The sequence below is a fragment of the Allobosea sp. GW821-FHT09G06 genome, assembly GCF_059416005.1.
The window spans coordinates 1,796,958-1,811,978 of the sequence record NZ_JBWKOI010000001.1; the positions used below are offsets into that span (position 1 = coordinate 1,796,958).

Genomic DNA, 15,021 nt, shown 5'->3' on the forward strand with positions numbered 1-15,021 from the left:
GGAAACCCGGCAGCCAAGCTTCCTTCGCATCCATCCCGGAGTTAGGCGCGACGGCCCTTCAGGCGCAAGACGTATCCGATGACTTCGGCGACAGCCTGATAGTGTTCGACAGGAATTTCTTCGTCGATGTCGACCGTGGCATAGAGCGCACGCGCCAGCGGGGGATTTTCGACGATCGGCACGCGATGCTCGCCGGCGACCTCGCGGATCTTCAGGGCCACCGTATCGACGCCCTTGGCGAGGCACAAGGGAGCCGGCATGCCGGGTTCGTATTGCAGCGCGACGGCGAAGTGGGTCGGGTTGGTGATGATCACGGTCGCCTTGGGCACCGCCGCCATCATGCGCTTGCGGACGCGGCTGGCGCGAATCTGGCGCAGCTTCGCCTTGATCTCGGGATTGCCTTCCGAGTTCTTGAACTCGTCCTTCATCTCCTGCTTGGTCATCTTCTGGCGCTGGTACCAGGAGAAGCGCTGCCAGCCGAAATCGCCGATGGCGATGATGGCGAAGAGGGCGAGCACCGCGCCCATCAATTGGATCGCGAGCGAGAGCGCAGCCGGCATGAGCGCCTCGATGCCCATCTGGGCAAAGCCTTCGAGCCGGTCGTGCTGCGCCCAGAGCGTGTACCAGACGACAATGCCGATCAGCGCCGTCTTGGCGAGGCCCTTGGCGAAATTGACCCAGGCCTCCTTGCCGAACAGGCGCTTGGCACCGGCCATCGGCGAGATGCGATCGAATTTCGGCATCAGCGGCTCGAAGGTCCAAAGCGGCTTGTGCTGAAGCATCGCGCCGGCGAGCCCTGCGCAGAGGATGAAGGCGAAGGGCAGGCCCAGCGCCATAAAGCCGGTGAGCACGCCGCGCTGCGTGACCTGCATGAAGGAGGCGCCGTCGGAGGGGACCTGATGCGCGTTCATCAGGAAGGAGCGCAGCGACAGCATGGCCTCGCGCGCCGACCAGCCAGCGGCGACCATCAGGGCGAGCGTGAAGCCGCAGAGCACAAAGAAGGTCCCGATCTCCTGCGATTTGGGGACGTCGCCTTTCTCGGTGGCTTCGTCCAGCTTTCGCTGGGTCGGGTCTTCTGTTCTGTCTTCGTTTTCTGTGTCCTCGGACATCGCGCTCCCCTCAGCCGGTGAACTGACGGAGGAAGGCGCCGAGGTCGGCGATGAAGACGCTCATCATCACGCCGAGCACGACGAGCAGGACGAGCATTCCGCCCATGATCGAGGCGGGAACGGCGAGGAAGAAGACCTGCAATTGCGGCATCATCCGTGCGAGCACGCCGAGGCCGAGATTGAAGAGCAGGCCGAAGATGAGGAAGGGCGCGGAAATCTGGACGGCGAGCGCGAAGCCGCGCGCGGTCGAGCGGATCGCCAGCGCCATGGTGTCGGTCATGTCGACGGCACCGCCCGGTGGCAGCAGGCGGTAGCTCTCATGGATTGCGGCGATCGCGATATGGTGCAGGTCCGTGGTCAGGATCAGCGTGATGCCGAGCATCGTCAGGAAGTTGCCGATCGAAGGGTTCTGCATGCCGCCGGTCGGATCGACCGTCATGGCGAAGCCGAGCCCCATGGTCTGGGCGACGAGCGTGCCGGCGGTCTGCAGACAGGCCATGACCAGCCGGGCGCAAAGCCCGATGACGAGGCCGACCAGCAATTCGCCGATGAGCAGCGTGACGACCCCGGAGACATCGCCGGGCACGCGCAGCGAGGGCCGGGCGATCGGGACGATCATCAGGGCGATGAAGAAGGCGAGCGACAGTCGCGCCCGCGAGAAGATGAAGCGTTCGCCGATGCCGGGCATCAGCATGACGAGCGTGCCGACCCGCGCGAAGACGAGCACGAAAATGGCGCTGATCTCGGGCAGGATCGCGATCTGCATCGTGCCGCGGGCACCTTCGCGCCAATGGGTGCGCCGCGGACCCGCGCCGGCCAGGGCCGGCGTCAGGCGCGACGGGCTCATCCGCCCGTGGCGATTCGGGCGGCGACTCGCCCCATATAACCCGCCAGCGCGTCTCCCATGAACGGAAGAAACAGCAGCAGCGCGGCAAAGACGGCGACGATCTTCGGCACGAAGACCAGCGTCTGTTCCTGGATCTGGGTCAGCGCCTGCACCAGCGAGACGATGAGGCCGACCGCGAGCGCGATCACCATCAGCGGGCCGCCGACCTTGAGGAAGACGACGATGCCGTCGCGGGCGATGTCGAGAATGGCTCCGGAAGTCATGATGTCAGTCCGATCTTCTTGGCCGTCAGACCGGCATCCGCATGATTTCTTCGTAAGCCGCGATGACGCGGTCGCGCACGGCGACCAGCGTCTCGATCGCGGCCTCGCTCTCGGCCACCGCCGTCACGACATTGACGATATCGGCCCGTCCACCCGCGACGCTCGCGGTCTGGGCATCGGCCTGACGGCCGGCATTGGCGGTGGCATCGAGCGCCTTGCCGAGGAGGGCGGAGAAATCCGGTCCCCCCGCTTCCGCGCCGCCCGTGGCGAGCGGCTTGCGCATCAGATTGCCGGCACCCATCCCCTGGATGGAGGCGTAGGCGCCCGCGGCGAAACCCGGAGTGGCCATGGCTATTCAGTCTCCTTCTGGAGCCGCGCGGTTCAGGCGCGCAGGATGTCGATGGTGCGCTGGATCATCCGGCGCGTCGAAGAGATCAGGTTGAGATTGGCTTCGTAGCTGCGCTGGGCCTCGCGCATGTCGACAATCTCGACCAGCGAGTTGACGTTCGGCATCTGGACGTTGCCGTTGGCGTCGGCTGCCGGGTTGCCGGGCTCGTGCTTGGTCTTGAAGGCGCTCGGGTCGCGCTGGACCTTGCCGAGGGCCACGAGCTGGGCGTCGAGCGTGCGGTCCATATGGCGCTGGAAGGTCGGGACCTTGCGGCGATAGGGCTCGGCGCCGGCTTTCTCGGGACCCGAATCGGCATTGGCGATGTTCTCGGAGATGATGCGCATGCGCCCGGACTGGCTGCGCAGGCCGGAAGCCGCGACGGCGATGCTCTTGATCAGGTCCATGATCAGCGCCCCTTGCCGATCGCGATCTTCATCAGGCCGAGCCCCTTGCTGTAGAGCGAGGCGGCAAGCTGATAGTCGGACTGGTTCTGCGCGACCTTGAGCATCTCGTCCTCGAGATTGACCGCGTTGCCGTTGGGCGTGGTCTCGAAACGCGGGGCGCCGGTGCCGTCGAAGCCGCCATTGGCGGTGTTCAGGCTCATATGCCCGACGCTGGTGCGGGCGACCGCGACGCCGGCGCGAGCCGGATCGGCGCTCGGCGGCTTCAGGTCGACCGGGCGGAAGCCGGGGCTGTCGGCATTGGCGACGTTCTCAGCGAGGATTTTCTGGCGCGACTGCTGGTAATGCATGCGCGTCTTCAGCGCCTGCATCAGGCCGCCACTGAGGCTGAATCCGTCGTTCGCCATGGCTCCAGCTCCCCGTTTGCGTAGCCGGCGAGGTCGGTCTACCCGGCAAATCCTGCCGGGTTCATGGTTAATATCCGGTTAAAGCGGCGGGTTTTCGCGGGTGTGATTAACCACGCGTTCACCATGTTTCCCGATAGCGAAAGCGTTATGCTATAGCCAAGGTGTTGAAACATGGACGGGACTTAACGGCCGTCCGGGCCGCCGTCGCGTAAGAGGCATACCTTGCAGAGCTTGTTCGGATTGGAACTCTCGACCGCGCAGAAGGTGATCGTCGCCTCTGTCGTCATTCTCGTGCTTCTCGCGCTGCTCGGATTGTTCGTGCGGCAGATCCAGGGCGGGCGCCTGCGCCTGCGCGGCCAGGCCGGCGGGCGGCAGCGCCAGCCCCGGCTCGGCGTGGTCGATACCTACGACCTCGACCGCCAGCGCCAGCTCGTGCTGATCCGGCGCGACAATATCGAGCATCTGCTGATGATCGGCGGCGCTTCCGACGTCGTGGTCGAGACCAATATCATGCGCAGCGGCAGCCGCGCGGCCCCGCCGACCTATGTCGATACCGCGGCCGACCGGCCGCTGCCGCCGTTCGAGTCGCTGGTTCCGCCGAGCGAGCCGGCGATGCGGGCGGGGGATGAAGCCCGCCGCGCCGGCTATGCGCCCGAGGGGCCCGAGCTGCTGCCGCCGCTGCCGAGCCGGGCCGTTCCGGTCCAGGCGGAGCCGCCGCTGACCGGCGTCGCCGCCACGGCCGCAACCGCGGGTGTCGCCGCCGCGCTCGGTGTGGCTGCGGCGGAGTCGGTTGCCGCCGCCGCCAAGCCCGCCGCGCCGGCGATGCCGGTGCCGCCCGTCACCACCGGTCCTGCGCCGAGCTTTGCGCGCGAGCATGCGCCGCAGCCCGCCGTCAGCGCCGGCGAGCTCGACGACATGACGCGCCAACTCGAAGAAGCGCTGAAGCGGCCGTTCTCCGCCGTGCGTCCGGCCAATCTCGGCGCTGACGCGGCCCCGGAGGTTGCTGCGCCCGCCGTGGAACCGCCTCTCGTCACCGAAAAGCTCGCTCCCGCGCCTGTCGTTGAGGAGAAGGCGCCGCCCGTGAAGGCCGCCGCGGTCGTCGAGCCGCCAGCGCCCGAGCCTGAGATCGTGCCCGAGATCGTCGTGGCGCCGGCTCCGGCCCCGGTTGTGCCGCCGCGCCAGAAGCCGATCCCGAGCGATGTCGAGGCGGAGCTCGCGGCGGCCCTGGGACTGTCGCTGGATCGCCCGATCCAGAAGGCGCCGGAACCCCCGATCCAGAAGGCGCCGGAACCCAAGCCGTTCGAGCCGAAGCCGGCCGAAGTGCCTCAGCCGGAACCCATCCCGGCGTTCGAGCCCGTGCTCGAGGACGAGCCGGTCATCGAGGACGAGGAAACGATCGCGATCGTGGAAGAGCCGGCTCCGGTCGAAACTCCGAAGCCGCAGCCCGAGCCTGAAAAGCCGGTGGAACCCGCCACCAAGGAAATCGACCCGTTCTCGGTGGACGCGATCGAAGCCGAGTTCGCCCGGCTGCTCGGCCGCGATCCGAAGGCCAAGTCCTGAGGCCGTCGCGCATGGCCTGAACGCCTTCGGGTGGCAGGCCATCAACAGGATTGTCGGCCATCTGGCCTCATGACGCCGCGCATCGGTTGCGCGGCGTTTTCGCGTGGCTAGCCTCGTCGGCGCCCGGTCGGTTGAGTCGGGCTGTGGCGGCGCGCGTGACATTCATCGGCGGACGAGCGAGACGGTTTCGAGGCGGGCGCGCCCTGGTGGCGGCCGCGCTGATGCTCGTGCTCCAGAGCGTGCCGGCGCTGCCGCAGACGCTCTCGCTCGATCTCGGGCAGGGCGGCGGCGTCGCGGAGCGGGCGCTGCAGCTCATCGCCGTCATCACGGTGCTGTCGCTGGCGCCGTCGATCCTGATCATGGTGACGTCGTTCACCCGGATCGTGGTGGTGCTGTCGCTGCTGCGCTCGGCGCTCGGCACGCAGACCGCGCCGCCGAACGCCGTGATCCTCGGGCTCTCGCTGTTCCTGACCGGCTTCGTGATGGCCCCGACGCTGCGCGAGGCTTATACCAACGCCGTCCAGCCGCTGGTCGCCGGCCAGATCCAGCCGCAGGAGGCGTATAATCGCGGCGTCGTGCCCTTCAAGACCTTCATGCTCAGGCATGTCCGGGAGAAGGACCTGGCACTGTTCCTCGACATGTCGCAGGGGCCGCGCCCGCAGACGCCGCAGGATGTCGGCGTCGAGGTGCTGATCCCGGCCTTCATGATCTCGGAGCTGCGCCGTGCCTTCGAGATCGGCTTCCTGCTGTTCGTGCCCTTCCTGATCATCGATCTCGTCGTGGCCTCGATCCTGATGTCGGTCGGCATGATGATGCTGCCGCCAGTGACGGTGGCACTGCCGTTCAAGCTGATCTTCTTCGTGCTAGTCGACGGCTGGGGATTGGTCGCGGGCTCGCTGGTGAAGAGTTACGGCAGCGGGTGAGCAGAAGCTCGTCAGCTCGGGCTTGACCCGAGCATCTCTGAAACCAGAGCTATCTTGTCACGAGATTCTCGGGTCTGCGCTGCGCTTCGCCCGAGAATGACGGTGGGCGGCTTGCCCCGTCAGCCCACCACCACCCGGCCGCGCTGGATGCGCAGGCTGAGCGTTCCGTTCTTCAGGGCCAAAGCCTTCTCGCCGAAGACGCCGCGGCGCCAGCCCTGGAGGGCGGGCACGTCGGCGAGGTCGTCGGAGGCGATGGCGTCGAGATCGTCGCTGGAGGCGATGATCTTGGGCGCCACGCGCTCGGCATCCGCCACCGCCTTGAGCAACACCTTGAGCAGGTCGAGCACGGCGGCATTGGTCGGGCGGCCGCGCTCGCGCTCCAGCCGGGGCAAGGTCTTGGGATCGATCGCGGCGGCGCGCTCGATCGCGGCCAGGACCTCGGCGCCGCTGCGCGAGCGCTCGAAGCCGTTGGGGACGGAGCGCAGCTCGGCAAGGGCCTCGACCGAGCGCGGGCCACGCTGGACGATGTCCATCATGGCGTCGTCCTTGAGCACGCGCTGGCGCGGCACGTCGCGGGTCTGCGCTTCGCGCTCGCGCCAGGCGGCGATCTCCATCAGGTTCGGCAGTTCGCGCGGCTTGCGGATGCGGCCCTTGAGGCGCTGCCAGGCGTTCTCCGGCTTGACCTCATAGGTCGAAGGCGAGGTCAGCACGGACATTTCCTCGGCGACCCAGCTCTCGCGGCCGCTGGCGTCGAGATCGGCCTTCAGGGCGAGATAGATGTCGCGCAGATAGGTGACGTCCGACTCGGCATAGGCGAGCTGTGCCTCGGTCAGCGGGCGGCGCGACCAGTCGGTGAAGCGCGAGGACTTGTCGATGCGGGCCTTGGCGAGGTCGTTGGCGAGCTGCTCGTAGCCGACCGAGTCGCCATAACCGCAGACCATGGCGGCAACCTGCGTATCGAAGAGCGGGTGAGGCAGCACGCGCCCGAGCAGCCAGACGATCTCCAGGTCCTGCCGCGCGGCGTGGAAGACCTTGACGACGTTCTCGTTGACCATCAGCGCGAAGAAGGGCGCGAGGTCGAGTTCGGGCGCGAGCGGATCGACCAGCACGGCCTCGTCCGGCGAGGCGAGCTGGATCAGGCACAGCTTGGGGTAATAGGTGGTCTCGCGCAGGAACTCGGTGTCGACCGTGACGAAAGGGTGGCTCGCGAGGCGGTCACAGGCGGCGGAGAGCGCGGCGGTATCGGAAATGAGATGCATGGTGAGGCCGTCTTAGCAGAGACAGAAGCGGGATGTCGCGGGCGTTCTTGACATTTCGGGCGCGCGCGTGTGGTTAGCCGCAAGCTGCGGCTGGCTTCTTCGCCGGCCTTCGACGCATTTCCGAAAGACACGCCCGTGACCCTGCATCGCTACCGTTCCCACACCTGCGGCGCGCTCCGTGACAGCGATATCGGCCAGAATGTCCGCCTCTCCGGCTGGTGCCATCGCATCCGCGACCATGGTGGCGTGCTCTTCATCGACCTGCGCGACCATTACGGCATGACGCAGGTGGTGATCGATCCTGATTCGCCGGCCTTCACTGAGGCCGAGACGCTGCGCTCGGAATGGGTCGTTCGCATCGATGGCAAGGTCAAGGCTCGCCTTGCCGGCACCGAGAACGCCAACCTGCCGACCGGCGCGGTCGAGGTCTTCGCGACCGCGATCGAGGTGCTCGGTCCTTCGGCCGAATTGCCGCTACCGGTCTTCGGCGATCTCGAATATCCCGAGGATACCCGCCTCAAGTACCGCTTCCTCGACCTGCGTCGCGAGAAGCTGCACAACAACATCATGCTGCGCACCAAGGTCATCGACTCGATGCGCCGCCGCATGAAGGATTCGGGCTTCTCGGAGTTCCAGACGCCGATCCTGACGGCCTCCTCGCCGGAAGGCGCGCGCGACTTCCTGGTGCCGAGCCGCCTGCATGCCGGCAAGTTCTACGCGCTGCCGCAGGCGCCGCAGCAGTACAAGCAGCTCCTGATGATGGCGGGCTTCGATCGCTACTTCCAGATCGCGCCCTGCTTCCGCGACGAGGACCCGCGCGCCGACCGCCTGCCGGGCGAGTTCTACCAGCTTGACGTCGAGATGAGCTTCGTCGAGCAGGAGGACGTGTTCGCGACGATGGAGCCGGTCATCACCGGCGTGTTCGAGGAATTCGCCGAGGGCCGCAGCGTCCAGAAGAACTGGCCGCGCATCCCCTATGCCGAAGCGATCGCCAAATACGGCTCCGACAAGCCGGACCTGCGCAACCCGATCGAGATGCAGGACATCTCCGAGCATTTCCGCGGCTCGGGCTTCAAGGTCTTCGCGCGCATCCTCGAAGGCGAGAAGAACCGTGTCTGGGCGATCCCTGCGCCGGGTGGCGGTTCGCGCGCTTTCTGCGACCGGATGAACTCCTGGGCGCAGGGCGAAGGCCAGCCGGGCCTCGGCTACCTGATGGTCAAGGAGGACGGCGAGGGCCAGGGGCCGATCGCCAACAACATCGGGCCTGAGCGCGTCGCCGCCATCATCAAGCAGATGGGACTGAAGGGCGGCGATGCCTGCTTCTTCGTCGCGGGCGATCCGGACAAGTTCTACAAGTTCGCCGGCAGCGCCCGGAACAAGGTCGGCCAGGAGCTCAACCTGATCGACGAGAACGCCTTCGCCTTCGCCTGGATCGTCGATTTCCCGATGTTCGAGTACAACGAGGACGAGAAAAAGGTCGATTTCTCGCATAACCCCTTCTCGATGCCGCAGGGCGGCCTGAAGGCGCTGACCGAGGAAGACCCGCTCTCGCTGAAGGCCTTCCAGTACGACATCGCCTGCAATGGCTTCGAGCTCGCCTCGGGCGGCATTCGCAACCACAAGCCGGAAGCGATGGTGAAGGCCTTCGAGATCGCCGGCTATGGCGAGGAGACGGTGATCGAGCGCTTCGGCGGCATGTATCGCGCGTTCCAGTACGGCGCCCCGCCGCATGGTGGCATGGCGGCCGGCGTGGACCGCATCATCATGCTGCTGGCGCGTGCGACGAACCTGCGCGAGGTCGCGCTGTTCCCGATGAACCAGCAGGCTGTCGACCTGCTGATGGGGGCACCGGCCGAAGCGACGCCGAAGCAGTTGCGCGAGGCGCATCTGCGGATCAACGCTCCCGAGAAGAACGGCTGACGTCCATGGCCCTGCTGCCGATCGGGCGGGCGCTGCCGCTCGCCTGCCTTCTTGCGCCGTTGCTGGGCGCCTGCGTCGCTGCCGGCGACAGCAGCGCCGGCCGTGCCTCGGCGCTGGCGACAACGGTCTCGCGCGCGACAACCTGCAAGGCGGGCTCGCCGCAACGCTCGACGCTCGACCGTTTCCTCGCGGCCGAGAAGGCGCGCGGCGCCGACGACCAGCAGATCGCGGCGGCGCGCGCGGCCTATGTCGGCGTTTCCGAGGCCGAGATGGTCAATCAGGGTGTCAGGCCGCAGGCCTGCACGGCCGAGGAGCGGGCGGAGCTGAAGGCGCGGATGGGCCGCATCCGTGCCGGAGAGTTCGACAAGCTCTGAGCCGCCCGTGCCGCTATCCTCGATCCAGAAGCGGGCTGCCGCGGTGGCCCTATGCGCGATGCTCGCTGCCTGCACCGCAGCGGGGCCGATGCCGGGCACGGTGGAATATGCCGCGGCCACCGTCTCGCGCGCCTATGATTGCGGCCTGCAGGTCGATCGCGGCCGGATCATCGCGCGGCTCGATCGACAGGAGCGGCAGCGCTTCGTCGCGGCCAATGCCGGCTATGCCGTGAAGTCCTACAAGGCGCCTCATCGCTGCGAAGCGAGCGAGCGCGAGCGGATCAAGGGCGAGATCGGCGCGCTCGCACGCCGCTGAAATCGCTTGCTTCCGGCCTCCCGACAAGGCCACAAGGCGGCAATGCCCGCCGCCGCCATCACCGCCATCGTCGTCAGCTTTGACAGCGCCGAGGTCCTGCCCGCCTGCCTCGATGCGCTGGCCGGGGAGGGCGTGCGGACAATCGTCGTCGATAATGCCAGCGGCGACGCCAGCCGCACGATCGCGGAGGCCAAAGGCGCGCGGGTGATCGCGAATGCCCGCAACGAAGGTTATGGACGCGCCAACAATATCGGCGTCGCGGCAACTGAGACGCCCTATGTACTGATCGTCAATCCGGATCTGGAACTGGGGCAGGGAGCGGCTGCGGCGCTGCTCGCTGCGGCGGAACGCTATCCCGATGCCGGGATGCTGGCACCGCGCATCGTCGAGCCGTCCGGCCGCATCTTCCTGCAGCCGCGCTCGCTGCTGTCCCCGCCTCATCTCAACCGCTCAGGCACGATGGCGATCCCCGTGGGCGATGCCTGTCTGCCGTTCCTGTCGGGGGCCTGCCTGCTGATCCGGCGCGAGGTCTTCGTCGCGCTCGGCGGCTTCGACCCGGCGATCTTCCTGTTCTACGAGGATGACGACTTGTGCCGGCGCATGCGCGACGCCGGTCACGCGCTCGTCCATGTCCATGAAGCCGAGGCGCGTCATGGCCGTGGCCGCTCGACGGCGCCGTCGCCGCAGCGGCGCTTCAAGGCGCGCTGGCACCTCGCCTGGTCCGAGCACTATATCGCCCGGAAATACGGGCTCGCCGGGCCGGGGCCGATCCGGATGCTGGAGAATGCCGGCAAGGCCGCGGGCTACGGGTTGCTGCTCAAGCGCGAGAAGATGTTCGCGCATGCGGGCTCCGCAGCCGGTGCGCGTGCCTGGCGGCGTGGCGAGACGGCGCTCGCCCATGAAGGGCTGGGGGAGATGCCATGAGCCGGGCCCGGCCCACGGTCGCGGAGGCGCTCGCCAACCCGCACAATAATTTCGGCCTGCTGCGGCTGGTCATGGCGCTCGCCGTGGTCGTGTCGCATGCCTTCAGCGTGACCGACGGGCGGGTGGAGCAGGAGCCCTGGTTCCAGACCACCGGCTTCACGCTGGGCGAGCATGCGGTCAACGGCTTCTTCGCGGTCTCCGGCTTCCTGGTGACGATGAGTTTCGTGCGGCGCGGCTGGCGCGACTATGTCGTCGCGCGCCTGCTCAGGATCGCGCCCGGGCTGATGGCGGCGACGCTGATCGTCGCGCTTGTCCTCGGCGCCCTGATGACGACGCTCGACCTCTCCGCTTATTTCCGCGACCCGCGGCTCTGGCGCTTCATCTCGGGGACGCTCACCACTTTCAAGAGCGCGGCGGCCTTGCCCGGCGTGTTCGAGACCAACCCGCTGCCCTTCCCGCTGGGGACGGTGTGGACGCTGAAATACGAGACGCTGTGCTATCTCGGCGTGCTCGTCGCCGGCCTTGCCGGGATACTGGCGCGGCCGCGCCTCGCGCTGGCGGCGCTCCTGGTGCTGACGCTTGCCGTCATCCTGCGCGAGGTCATGGCGCCGCATGGTTCGAAGGGCACCGAGACGGCGCTGCGCTTGCCGCTGATCTTTCTCGCTGGCGGCGTGGTCTATCTCTATCGCGAGAAGGTGCCGCTTTCGCTGCCGCTGCTGGCGATTGCTCTGCTCGCGCTGGTGCCGCTCTCCTTCACGCCGCTCTACAAGGCGGCGCTCTATCTCGTCACAGCCTGGGGCGTCCTCGTACTGGCGCTGGCGCCGGCCCTGACGCGGCGCTCGGTCGAGCCGCCGGCCGATCTCTCTTACGGTGTCTATCTATATGGCTGGCCGGTGCAGCAGGCGCTGCACGCGCTGTTCCCGTCGCTTGGCGCGGTGGCGCTGCTCTGGCCGTCGCTGGCCGTGACCGTCGTCGTGGCAGCGCTGTCCTGGTATCTGGTCGAGAAGCCGGCGCTCGGGCTCAAACGCCGGCTGATGGGCGCTTCCTGAGCGCTTCCAGCAGATCGTCGATCCGCTCGGAGAGCAGCAGCGGGATCAGCGGCTCGATCTCGGCGCTGGGGCGATTCCACCATGCCGTTTCGAGAAGTGCGGCGATGCGAGTCTCATCGAAGCGCAGCCTGACCACGCGGGCCGGATTGCCGGCGACGATCGCGTAGGGCGGCACGTCGCGCGTGACGACCGCGCGCGCCGCGACCACGGCGCCGTGGCCGATGGTGATGCCGGACATGATCATGCATTGCGAGCCGAGCCAGACATCGTGGCCGATGACGACATCGCCGCGGGTCGTGTCATGGCCGCTCATTCCGGCGGCCTGCGGCCAGAGCCGAAGCAGGGCGGGGAAGGGGTAGGTCGTCGCCCAGTCCAGGCGATGATTGCCGCCGAGCAGGATTTCGACGCCATCGGCGATCGAGCCATAGCGACCGATGACGAGCCGGGCGCCGCTTTCGGGAAAGCGCACCTTCGGGCGGCCATAGGTATAGGGGCTGATCGTGATTTGCCCCGGCCGCCTTGCGACGAGCTTCGCAAGGTGCAGCCGGGTCTGGTTGTCTGGGTTCAGGCGCTTGCGCAGCCAGCCTCGGGGAACCTGCGGCAGGCCCGCCCACCAGGCCTCGAGGCCTGATGGGCGCCAGTCGCTGTCCTCGGGCGCTAACGCGCCCTGGTCGTCACTGCGCATCGGCCTTCAGATCGATCTTCTCGAAGATCTCCGTCGGCTCCGTCATGGTGATGATGTCGGCGAGGCCGAGGCCCGCCGCCGATCGGGCGCTGGCGGCGACGGTGAGCGTGCCCGGCTTGGCGACGAAGCGGGAGGCGGCGGCCGCCACGCTCTTGGCGCCGTCGGAGGGGCCGAGGATCGCGGCGAGGCCGAGGCTCGCGACCATCGTGAACTGCTGGCGGACATCCTCGACCTTGCGCTTCGACTTGCGCGCCTCGTTCTCGATCAGCTTCTCGACCAGGCCGAAATTCTGCAATTTGACCTGCAGGTTGCGGGCGGTGGCGCCGAGCGCGGCGACCTGCGCGAGGGCGAGATCGCTGGCGAACAGGTCCTTGGTGACGTTGCCGAGCGTGCCGGAGGCTTCGATCTGGGCGAGGCCGGCGCTGCCGAAGGAGAGCGTGCGGATCGCGATCTCGTTCTTCGCCGCTTCCCAGGCGAGGTCGAGCTTGGCCGAGAGGTCGAGCGTGCGGATGCCCATCGCGATCATGTCCTTGGCGGCCGGGTTGCCGGTGGCCTCGGACACGGGGGTGACGAGGTTGTTGATCGTCAGCGCCAGGCTGGTCGGGATGCCGTTCAGCTGCTCGCCCGCCTTGATCTCGAAGGTGCCGAGCGAGATCTTGATCGGCTCCTTGCCGGTGATGATCGCGGGCGCATCGATCGAGATGCCGGCGAGCCGGATGGTGCCGAGGGTCGGGATGAAGCGGCGGAAATCGACCTCGTCGATCGGCTTGTCGGGCTCGGCCAGCGCGGCCCGCAATTCGCGAATGACGGAGCCGAAGGCGAAGCCGGAATAGCCGATCGAATCGATGCCGCCCTTGGCTTCGCCCGAGCGGAACTGGAAGCCTTCCATGACGAAGCCGGATTTCGCCGGGGTGCTCTCGCCGAAGGCCATGCGGGCGATCCGCATGTCGACGGGGTCACCCTTGGCCCCGGCCTTTGGCGGTGGGCTCACATTCATGACGAGGTCGCGCGCCTCGCCGCTGCCGTATTCGAACATGTCGAAGAGCGCGAGCACGGAAAGGCCGAGCTGCCGTTCGGCCTCGGTCTTCGCGGGGGACTTGTCGGCATCGGCCTTCTTGTCGCCCTGCTTGCGCTCGACCTCCTCGCTGGCGGCCGCCAAGCGGGACATCACGTCGAGCAGCGGCTCGGGGCCGACCTTGGCGGCGAAGCCACGCGCCGTCGTCTTGCCGAGCGACATCTTGCCGGCCTTGCCCATGTCCAGATTGTAGCCGTCCTGCTCGAAATTCCCGATGATCGGCAGCATCGCCTCATTGGTGCCGGGCGCGGCCTTCTCGGTCAGGACGCGGGTGATCTGGCGCAGGTCGAAGGCGTCGAAGGCGGTGCGCTTCAGCTCGCCCTTCATCGGGCCGGTGGCGGCGCCGTCGGCGGTGATGCTGGCGCTGGCCGATTCGCCGCGGCCGACCTTGCCCTCGCGGATATCGCTGAGGCGGATGTCGCGATAGGTCGTCGTCTGCTTCTGGTCGCCGACCGTCTGCACCAGCGAGAGTTCCGGCGCGCTGATCTCGGCCGCGTTCAGCTTGGCTGCCCGGCCGGCAGCCGATTCGCCGCTGCCGGTGAACAAGGCCAGGAAGGCGTCCTTCTCCAGGGTCGAGCCCTTGACCGCGATCTTCGGCGCGTTGATCACCAGCTTGCCGAGGTCGATCCTGACATTGTCGAGCTGGAAATCGGCGGCCCAGGCCGAGGACGCGAAGGTCAGGAAGACGGCGGCCAGAGCCGTGCCGGCGAGATGCGTCGTCCGACGAGGGCGCGCAGCGATCATGGATATCTCCTGGTTCTCTAATCCGGCGAAACTGCCGCAAGCGGATGACGAAAGAAAGCCGTCAGCCGATGCGGCCTGGCATCCCGCATTCATATGATGACGAAAGGCTTGACCGAAAGGCGGCGAACGCGGCCATCTGCCGAAGATTTGCCATCGGCCGCTTCTAGAGCACGAAGGCCATGGCCGCCACGGAGTCCAAAGCGATGCATGCCGTCAGAACCGTTCTCGCCGCCCTTGCGCTGGCGCTGATCGCACTCGCTCCGGCCGGATTGCAGGCGCAGGGCCAGCCGGCGGCAGTCGGAGGAGCGGGCCTCGAATCGCTCGTCATCGTCAGCGGCGGCACGCGCCACGCTTTCCAGGTCGAGGTGATGCGTACGCCGGACCAGCGGGCGAAGGGGCTGATGTTCCGCAACTACATGCCGACTGACCGCGGCATGCTGTTCGATTTCGCCGCCAGCGAGCCGGTGGCGATGTGGATGCAGAACACCTACATTTCCCTCGATATGCTGTTCATCCGAGCCGACGGCACGATCGCGCGTATCGCCGAACGCACCGAGCCGCTCTCGACGCGGACGATTCCATCGGGCGAGCCGGTGCTCTCCGTGCTGGAGATCAATGGCGGCGTCAGCAAGCAGCTCGGCATCAAGGCGGGAGACAAGGTCGAGCACGCCCTGTTCAAACGCTGACGCGGGCGGCGGCTGCGTCGCTGCACAAGCCTGATGCCGGATGATTGGCTTTCGCTTGCGGGTTCAGCCTGTGGCATGATAGCGAACCGCA

At 67.4% G+C, this 15,021-nt stretch carries 17 protein-coding genes; 8 read left to right on the forward strand and 9 right to left on the reverse strand.

Annotation, left to right across the window (positions count from 1 at the left end; all coding sequences use genetic code 11):
* Positions 1 to 41: 41 nt before the first annotated feature.
* The 6 genes from flhB to flgB form a co-directional block, all read right to left on the reverse strand.
* Positions 42 to 1,109: a flagellar biosynthesis protein FlhB gene (flhB, locus tag AC07NY_RS08815; RefSeq protein ID WP_492287269.1), complete on the reverse strand. Its 1,068-nt coding sequence runs from the start codon at positions 1,107 to 1,109 to the stop codon at positions 42 to 44.
* 10 nt (positions 1,110 to 1,119) lie between these two features.
* The gene (gene fliR / locus AC07NY_RS08820) at positions 1,120 to 1,875 is read right to left on the reverse strand and encodes a flagellar biosynthetic protein FliR (protein WP_494583707.1); all 756 of its coding nucleotides are present in this window, start codon (positions 1,873 to 1,875) and stop codon (positions 1,120 to 1,122) included.
* Between the two features lie 77 nt (positions 1,876 to 1,952).
* Positions 1,953 to 2,219, reverse strand: coding sequence for a flagellar biosynthesis protein FliQ (fliQ, locus tag AC07NY_RS08825; protein WP_336814302.1), 267 nt, complete (start codon positions 2,217 to 2,219; stop codon positions 1,953 to 1,955).
* 25 nt (positions 2,220 to 2,244) lie between these two features.
* On the reverse strand, positions 2,245 to 2,568 hold the full coding sequence (gene fliE, locus AC07NY_RS08830) for a flagellar hook-basal body complex protein FliE (RefSeq protein WP_336814303.1): 324 nt from the start codon (positions 2,566 to 2,568) through the stop codon (positions 2,245 to 2,247).
* 32 nt (positions 2,569 to 2,600) lie between these two features.
* Positions 2,601 to 3,011, reverse strand: coding sequence for a flagellar basal body rod protein FlgC (flgC, locus tag AC07NY_RS08835; RefSeq protein WP_494583303.1), 411 nt, complete (start codon positions 3,009 to 3,011; stop codon positions 2,601 to 2,603).
* Between the two features lie 2 nt (positions 3,012 to 3,013).
* Positions 3,014 to 3,415 carry a flagellar basal body rod protein FlgB gene (gene flgB / locus AC07NY_RS08840; RefSeq protein WP_492287271.1) on the reverse strand — a complete coding sequence of 134 codons (402 nt, stop codon included), beginning with the start codon at positions 3,413 to 3,415 and terminating at the stop codon, positions 3,014 to 3,016.
* Between the two features lie 222 nt (positions 3,416 to 3,637).
* Between flgB and AC07NY_RS08845 the strand changes: the two genes are divergently transcribed.
* Together AC07NY_RS08845 and fliP are read left to right on the forward strand one after the other, a co-directional pair.
* The gene (locus AC07NY_RS08845; RefSeq protein ID WP_494583305.1) at positions 3,638 to 4,975 is read left to right on the forward strand and encodes a hypothetical protein; all 1,338 of its coding nucleotides are present in this window, start codon (positions 3,638 to 3,640) and stop codon (positions 4,973 to 4,975) included.
* Positions 4,976 to 5,196: 221 nt separating this feature from the next.
* On the forward strand, positions 5,197 to 5,898 hold the full coding sequence (gene fliP, locus AC07NY_RS08850) for a flagellar type III secretion system pore protein FliP (RefSeq protein WP_492287442.1): 702 nt from the start codon (positions 5,197 to 5,199) through the stop codon (positions 5,896 to 5,898).
* Positions 5,899 to 6,017: 119 nt separating this feature from the next.
* Here the strand turns inward: fliP and rnd are convergent, their stop codons facing one another.
* Positions 6,018 to 7,157 carry a ribonuclease D gene (rnd, locus tag AC07NY_RS08855; RefSeq protein ID WP_494583307.1) on the reverse strand — a complete coding sequence of 380 codons (1,140 nt, stop codon included), beginning with the start codon at positions 7,155 to 7,157 and terminating at the stop codon, positions 6,018 to 6,020.
* Between the two features lie 141 nt (positions 7,158 to 7,298).
* Here rnd and aspS point away from each other — a divergent pair, with 141 nt between their 5' ends.
* Genes aspS through AC07NY_RS08880 form a run of 5 tightly spaced genes read left to right on the forward strand, consistent with a single transcriptional unit; the run spans position 7,299 to position 11,740 of the window.
* Complete coding sequence (aspS, locus tag AC07NY_RS08860) at positions 7,299 to 9,077, forward strand: aspartate--tRNA ligase (protein ID WP_492287443.1); 1,779 nt, start codon at positions 7,299 to 7,301, stop codon at positions 9,075 to 9,077.
* 5 nt (positions 9,078 to 9,082) lie between these two features.
* Positions 9,083 to 9,451: a hypothetical protein gene (locus AC07NY_RS08865; protein WP_492287275.1), complete on the forward strand. Its 369-nt coding sequence runs from the start codon at positions 9,083 to 9,085 to the stop codon at positions 9,449 to 9,451.
* A 7-nt stretch (positions 9,452 to 9,458) separates the two neighbouring features.
* Positions 9,459 to 9,767, forward strand: coding sequence for a hypothetical protein (locus tag AC07NY_RS08870; RefSeq protein WP_492287276.1), 309 nt, complete (start codon positions 9,459 to 9,461; stop codon positions 9,765 to 9,767).
* Between the two features lie 42 nt (positions 9,768 to 9,809).
* Positions 9,810 to 10,691 carry a glycosyltransferase family 2 protein gene (locus tag AC07NY_RS08875; protein WP_494583308.1) on the forward strand — a complete coding sequence of 294 codons (882 nt, stop codon included), beginning with the start codon at positions 9,810 to 9,812 and terminating at the stop codon, positions 10,689 to 10,691.
* Positions 10,688 to 11,740: an acyltransferase family protein gene (locus tag AC07NY_RS08880; protein WP_494583310.1), complete on the forward strand. Its 1,053-nt coding sequence runs from the start codon at positions 10,688 to 10,690 to the stop codon at positions 11,738 to 11,740. The genes AC07NY_RS08875 and AC07NY_RS08880 overlap by 4 nt, the downstream gene beginning before the upstream one ends.
* Here AC07NY_RS08880 and AC07NY_RS08885 read toward each other — a convergent pair.
* A complete protein-coding gene (locus AC07NY_RS08885) occupies positions 11,712 to 12,425 on the reverse strand; it encodes a CatB-related O-acetyltransferase (protein ID WP_494583312.1) in 714 nt (237 codons plus the stop codon). The genes AC07NY_RS08880 and AC07NY_RS08885 overlap by 29 nt on opposite strands.
* The gene (locus tag AC07NY_RS08890) at positions 12,415 to 14,244 is read right to left on the reverse strand and encodes an aq_1923 C-terminal domain (RefSeq protein ID WP_494583313.1); all 1,830 of its coding nucleotides are present in this window, start codon (positions 14,242 to 14,244) and stop codon (positions 12,415 to 12,417) included. Before AC07NY_RS08890 ends, AC07NY_RS08885 begins: the two co-directional genes overlap by 11 nt.
* 203 nt (positions 14,245 to 14,447) lie before the next feature.
* On the opposite strand from AC07NY_RS08890, the gene AC07NY_RS08895 reads away from it, so the two are divergent.
* Complete coding sequence (locus AC07NY_RS08895) at positions 14,448 to 14,930, forward strand: DUF192 domain-containing protein (protein WP_494583314.1); 483 nt, start codon at positions 14,448 to 14,450, stop codon at positions 14,928 to 14,930.
* The last annotated feature ends 91 nt before the right edge of the window (positions 14,931 to 15,021 follow it).

Excerpts from the sequence above, each read along its gene's own strand:
- flgB (WP_492287271.1), bottom strand. The coding sequence starts at position 3,415 with ATGGCGAACGACGGATTCAGCCTCAGTGGCGGCCTGATGCAGGCGCTG.
- rnd (WP_494583307.1), bottom strand. The coding sequence starts at position 7,157 with ATGCATCTCATTTCCGATACCGCCGCGCTCTCCGCCGCCTGTGACCGC.
- fliP (WP_492287442.1), top strand. The coding sequence starts at position 5,197 with ATGCTCGTGCTCCAGAGCGTGCCGGCGCTGCCGCAGACGCTCTCGCTC.
- AC07NY_RS08865 (WP_492287275.1), top strand. The coding sequence starts at position 9,083 with ATGGCCCTGCTGCCGATCGGGCGGGCGCTGCCGCTCGCCTGCCTTCTT.
- AC07NY_RS08895 (WP_494583314.1), top strand. The coding sequence starts at position 14,448 with ATGCATGCCGTCAGAACCGTTCTCGCCGCCCTTGCGCTGGCGCTGATC.
- fliQ (WP_336814302.1), bottom strand. The coding sequence starts at position 2,219 with ATGACTTCCGGAGCCATTCTCGACATCGCCCGCGACGGCATCGTCGTC.
- AC07NY_RS08875 (WP_494583308.1), top strand. The coding sequence starts at position 9,810 with ATGCCCGCCGCCGCCATCACCGCCATCGTCGTCAGCTTTGACAGCGCC.
- fliE (WP_336814303.1), bottom strand. The coding sequence starts at position 2,568 with ATGGCCACTCCGGGTTTCGCCGCGGGCGCCTACGCCTCCATCCAGGGG.
- flhB (WP_492287269.1), bottom strand. The coding sequence starts at position 1,109 with ATGTCCGAGGACACAGAAAACGAAGACAGAACAGAAGACCCGACCCAG.
- AC07NY_RS08890 (WP_494583313.1), bottom strand. The coding sequence starts at position 14,244 with ATGATCGCTGCGCGCCCTCGTCGGACGACGCATCTCGCCGGCACGGCT.
- AC07NY_RS08880 (WP_494583310.1), top strand. The coding sequence starts at position 10,688 with ATGAGCCGGGCCCGGCCCACGGTCGCGGAGGCGCTCGCCAACCCGCAC.
- AC07NY_RS08885 (WP_494583312.1), bottom strand. The coding sequence starts at position 12,425 with ATGCGCAGTGACGACCAGGGCGCGTTAGCGCCCGAGGACAGCGACTGG.
- fliR (WP_494583707.1), bottom strand. The coding sequence starts at position 1,875 with ATGCAGATCGCGATCCTGCCCGAGATCAGCGCCATTTTCGTGCTCGTC.
- flgC (WP_494583303.1), bottom strand. The coding sequence starts at position 3,011 with ATGGACCTGATCAAGAGCATCGCCGTCGCGGCTTCCGGCCTGCGCAGC.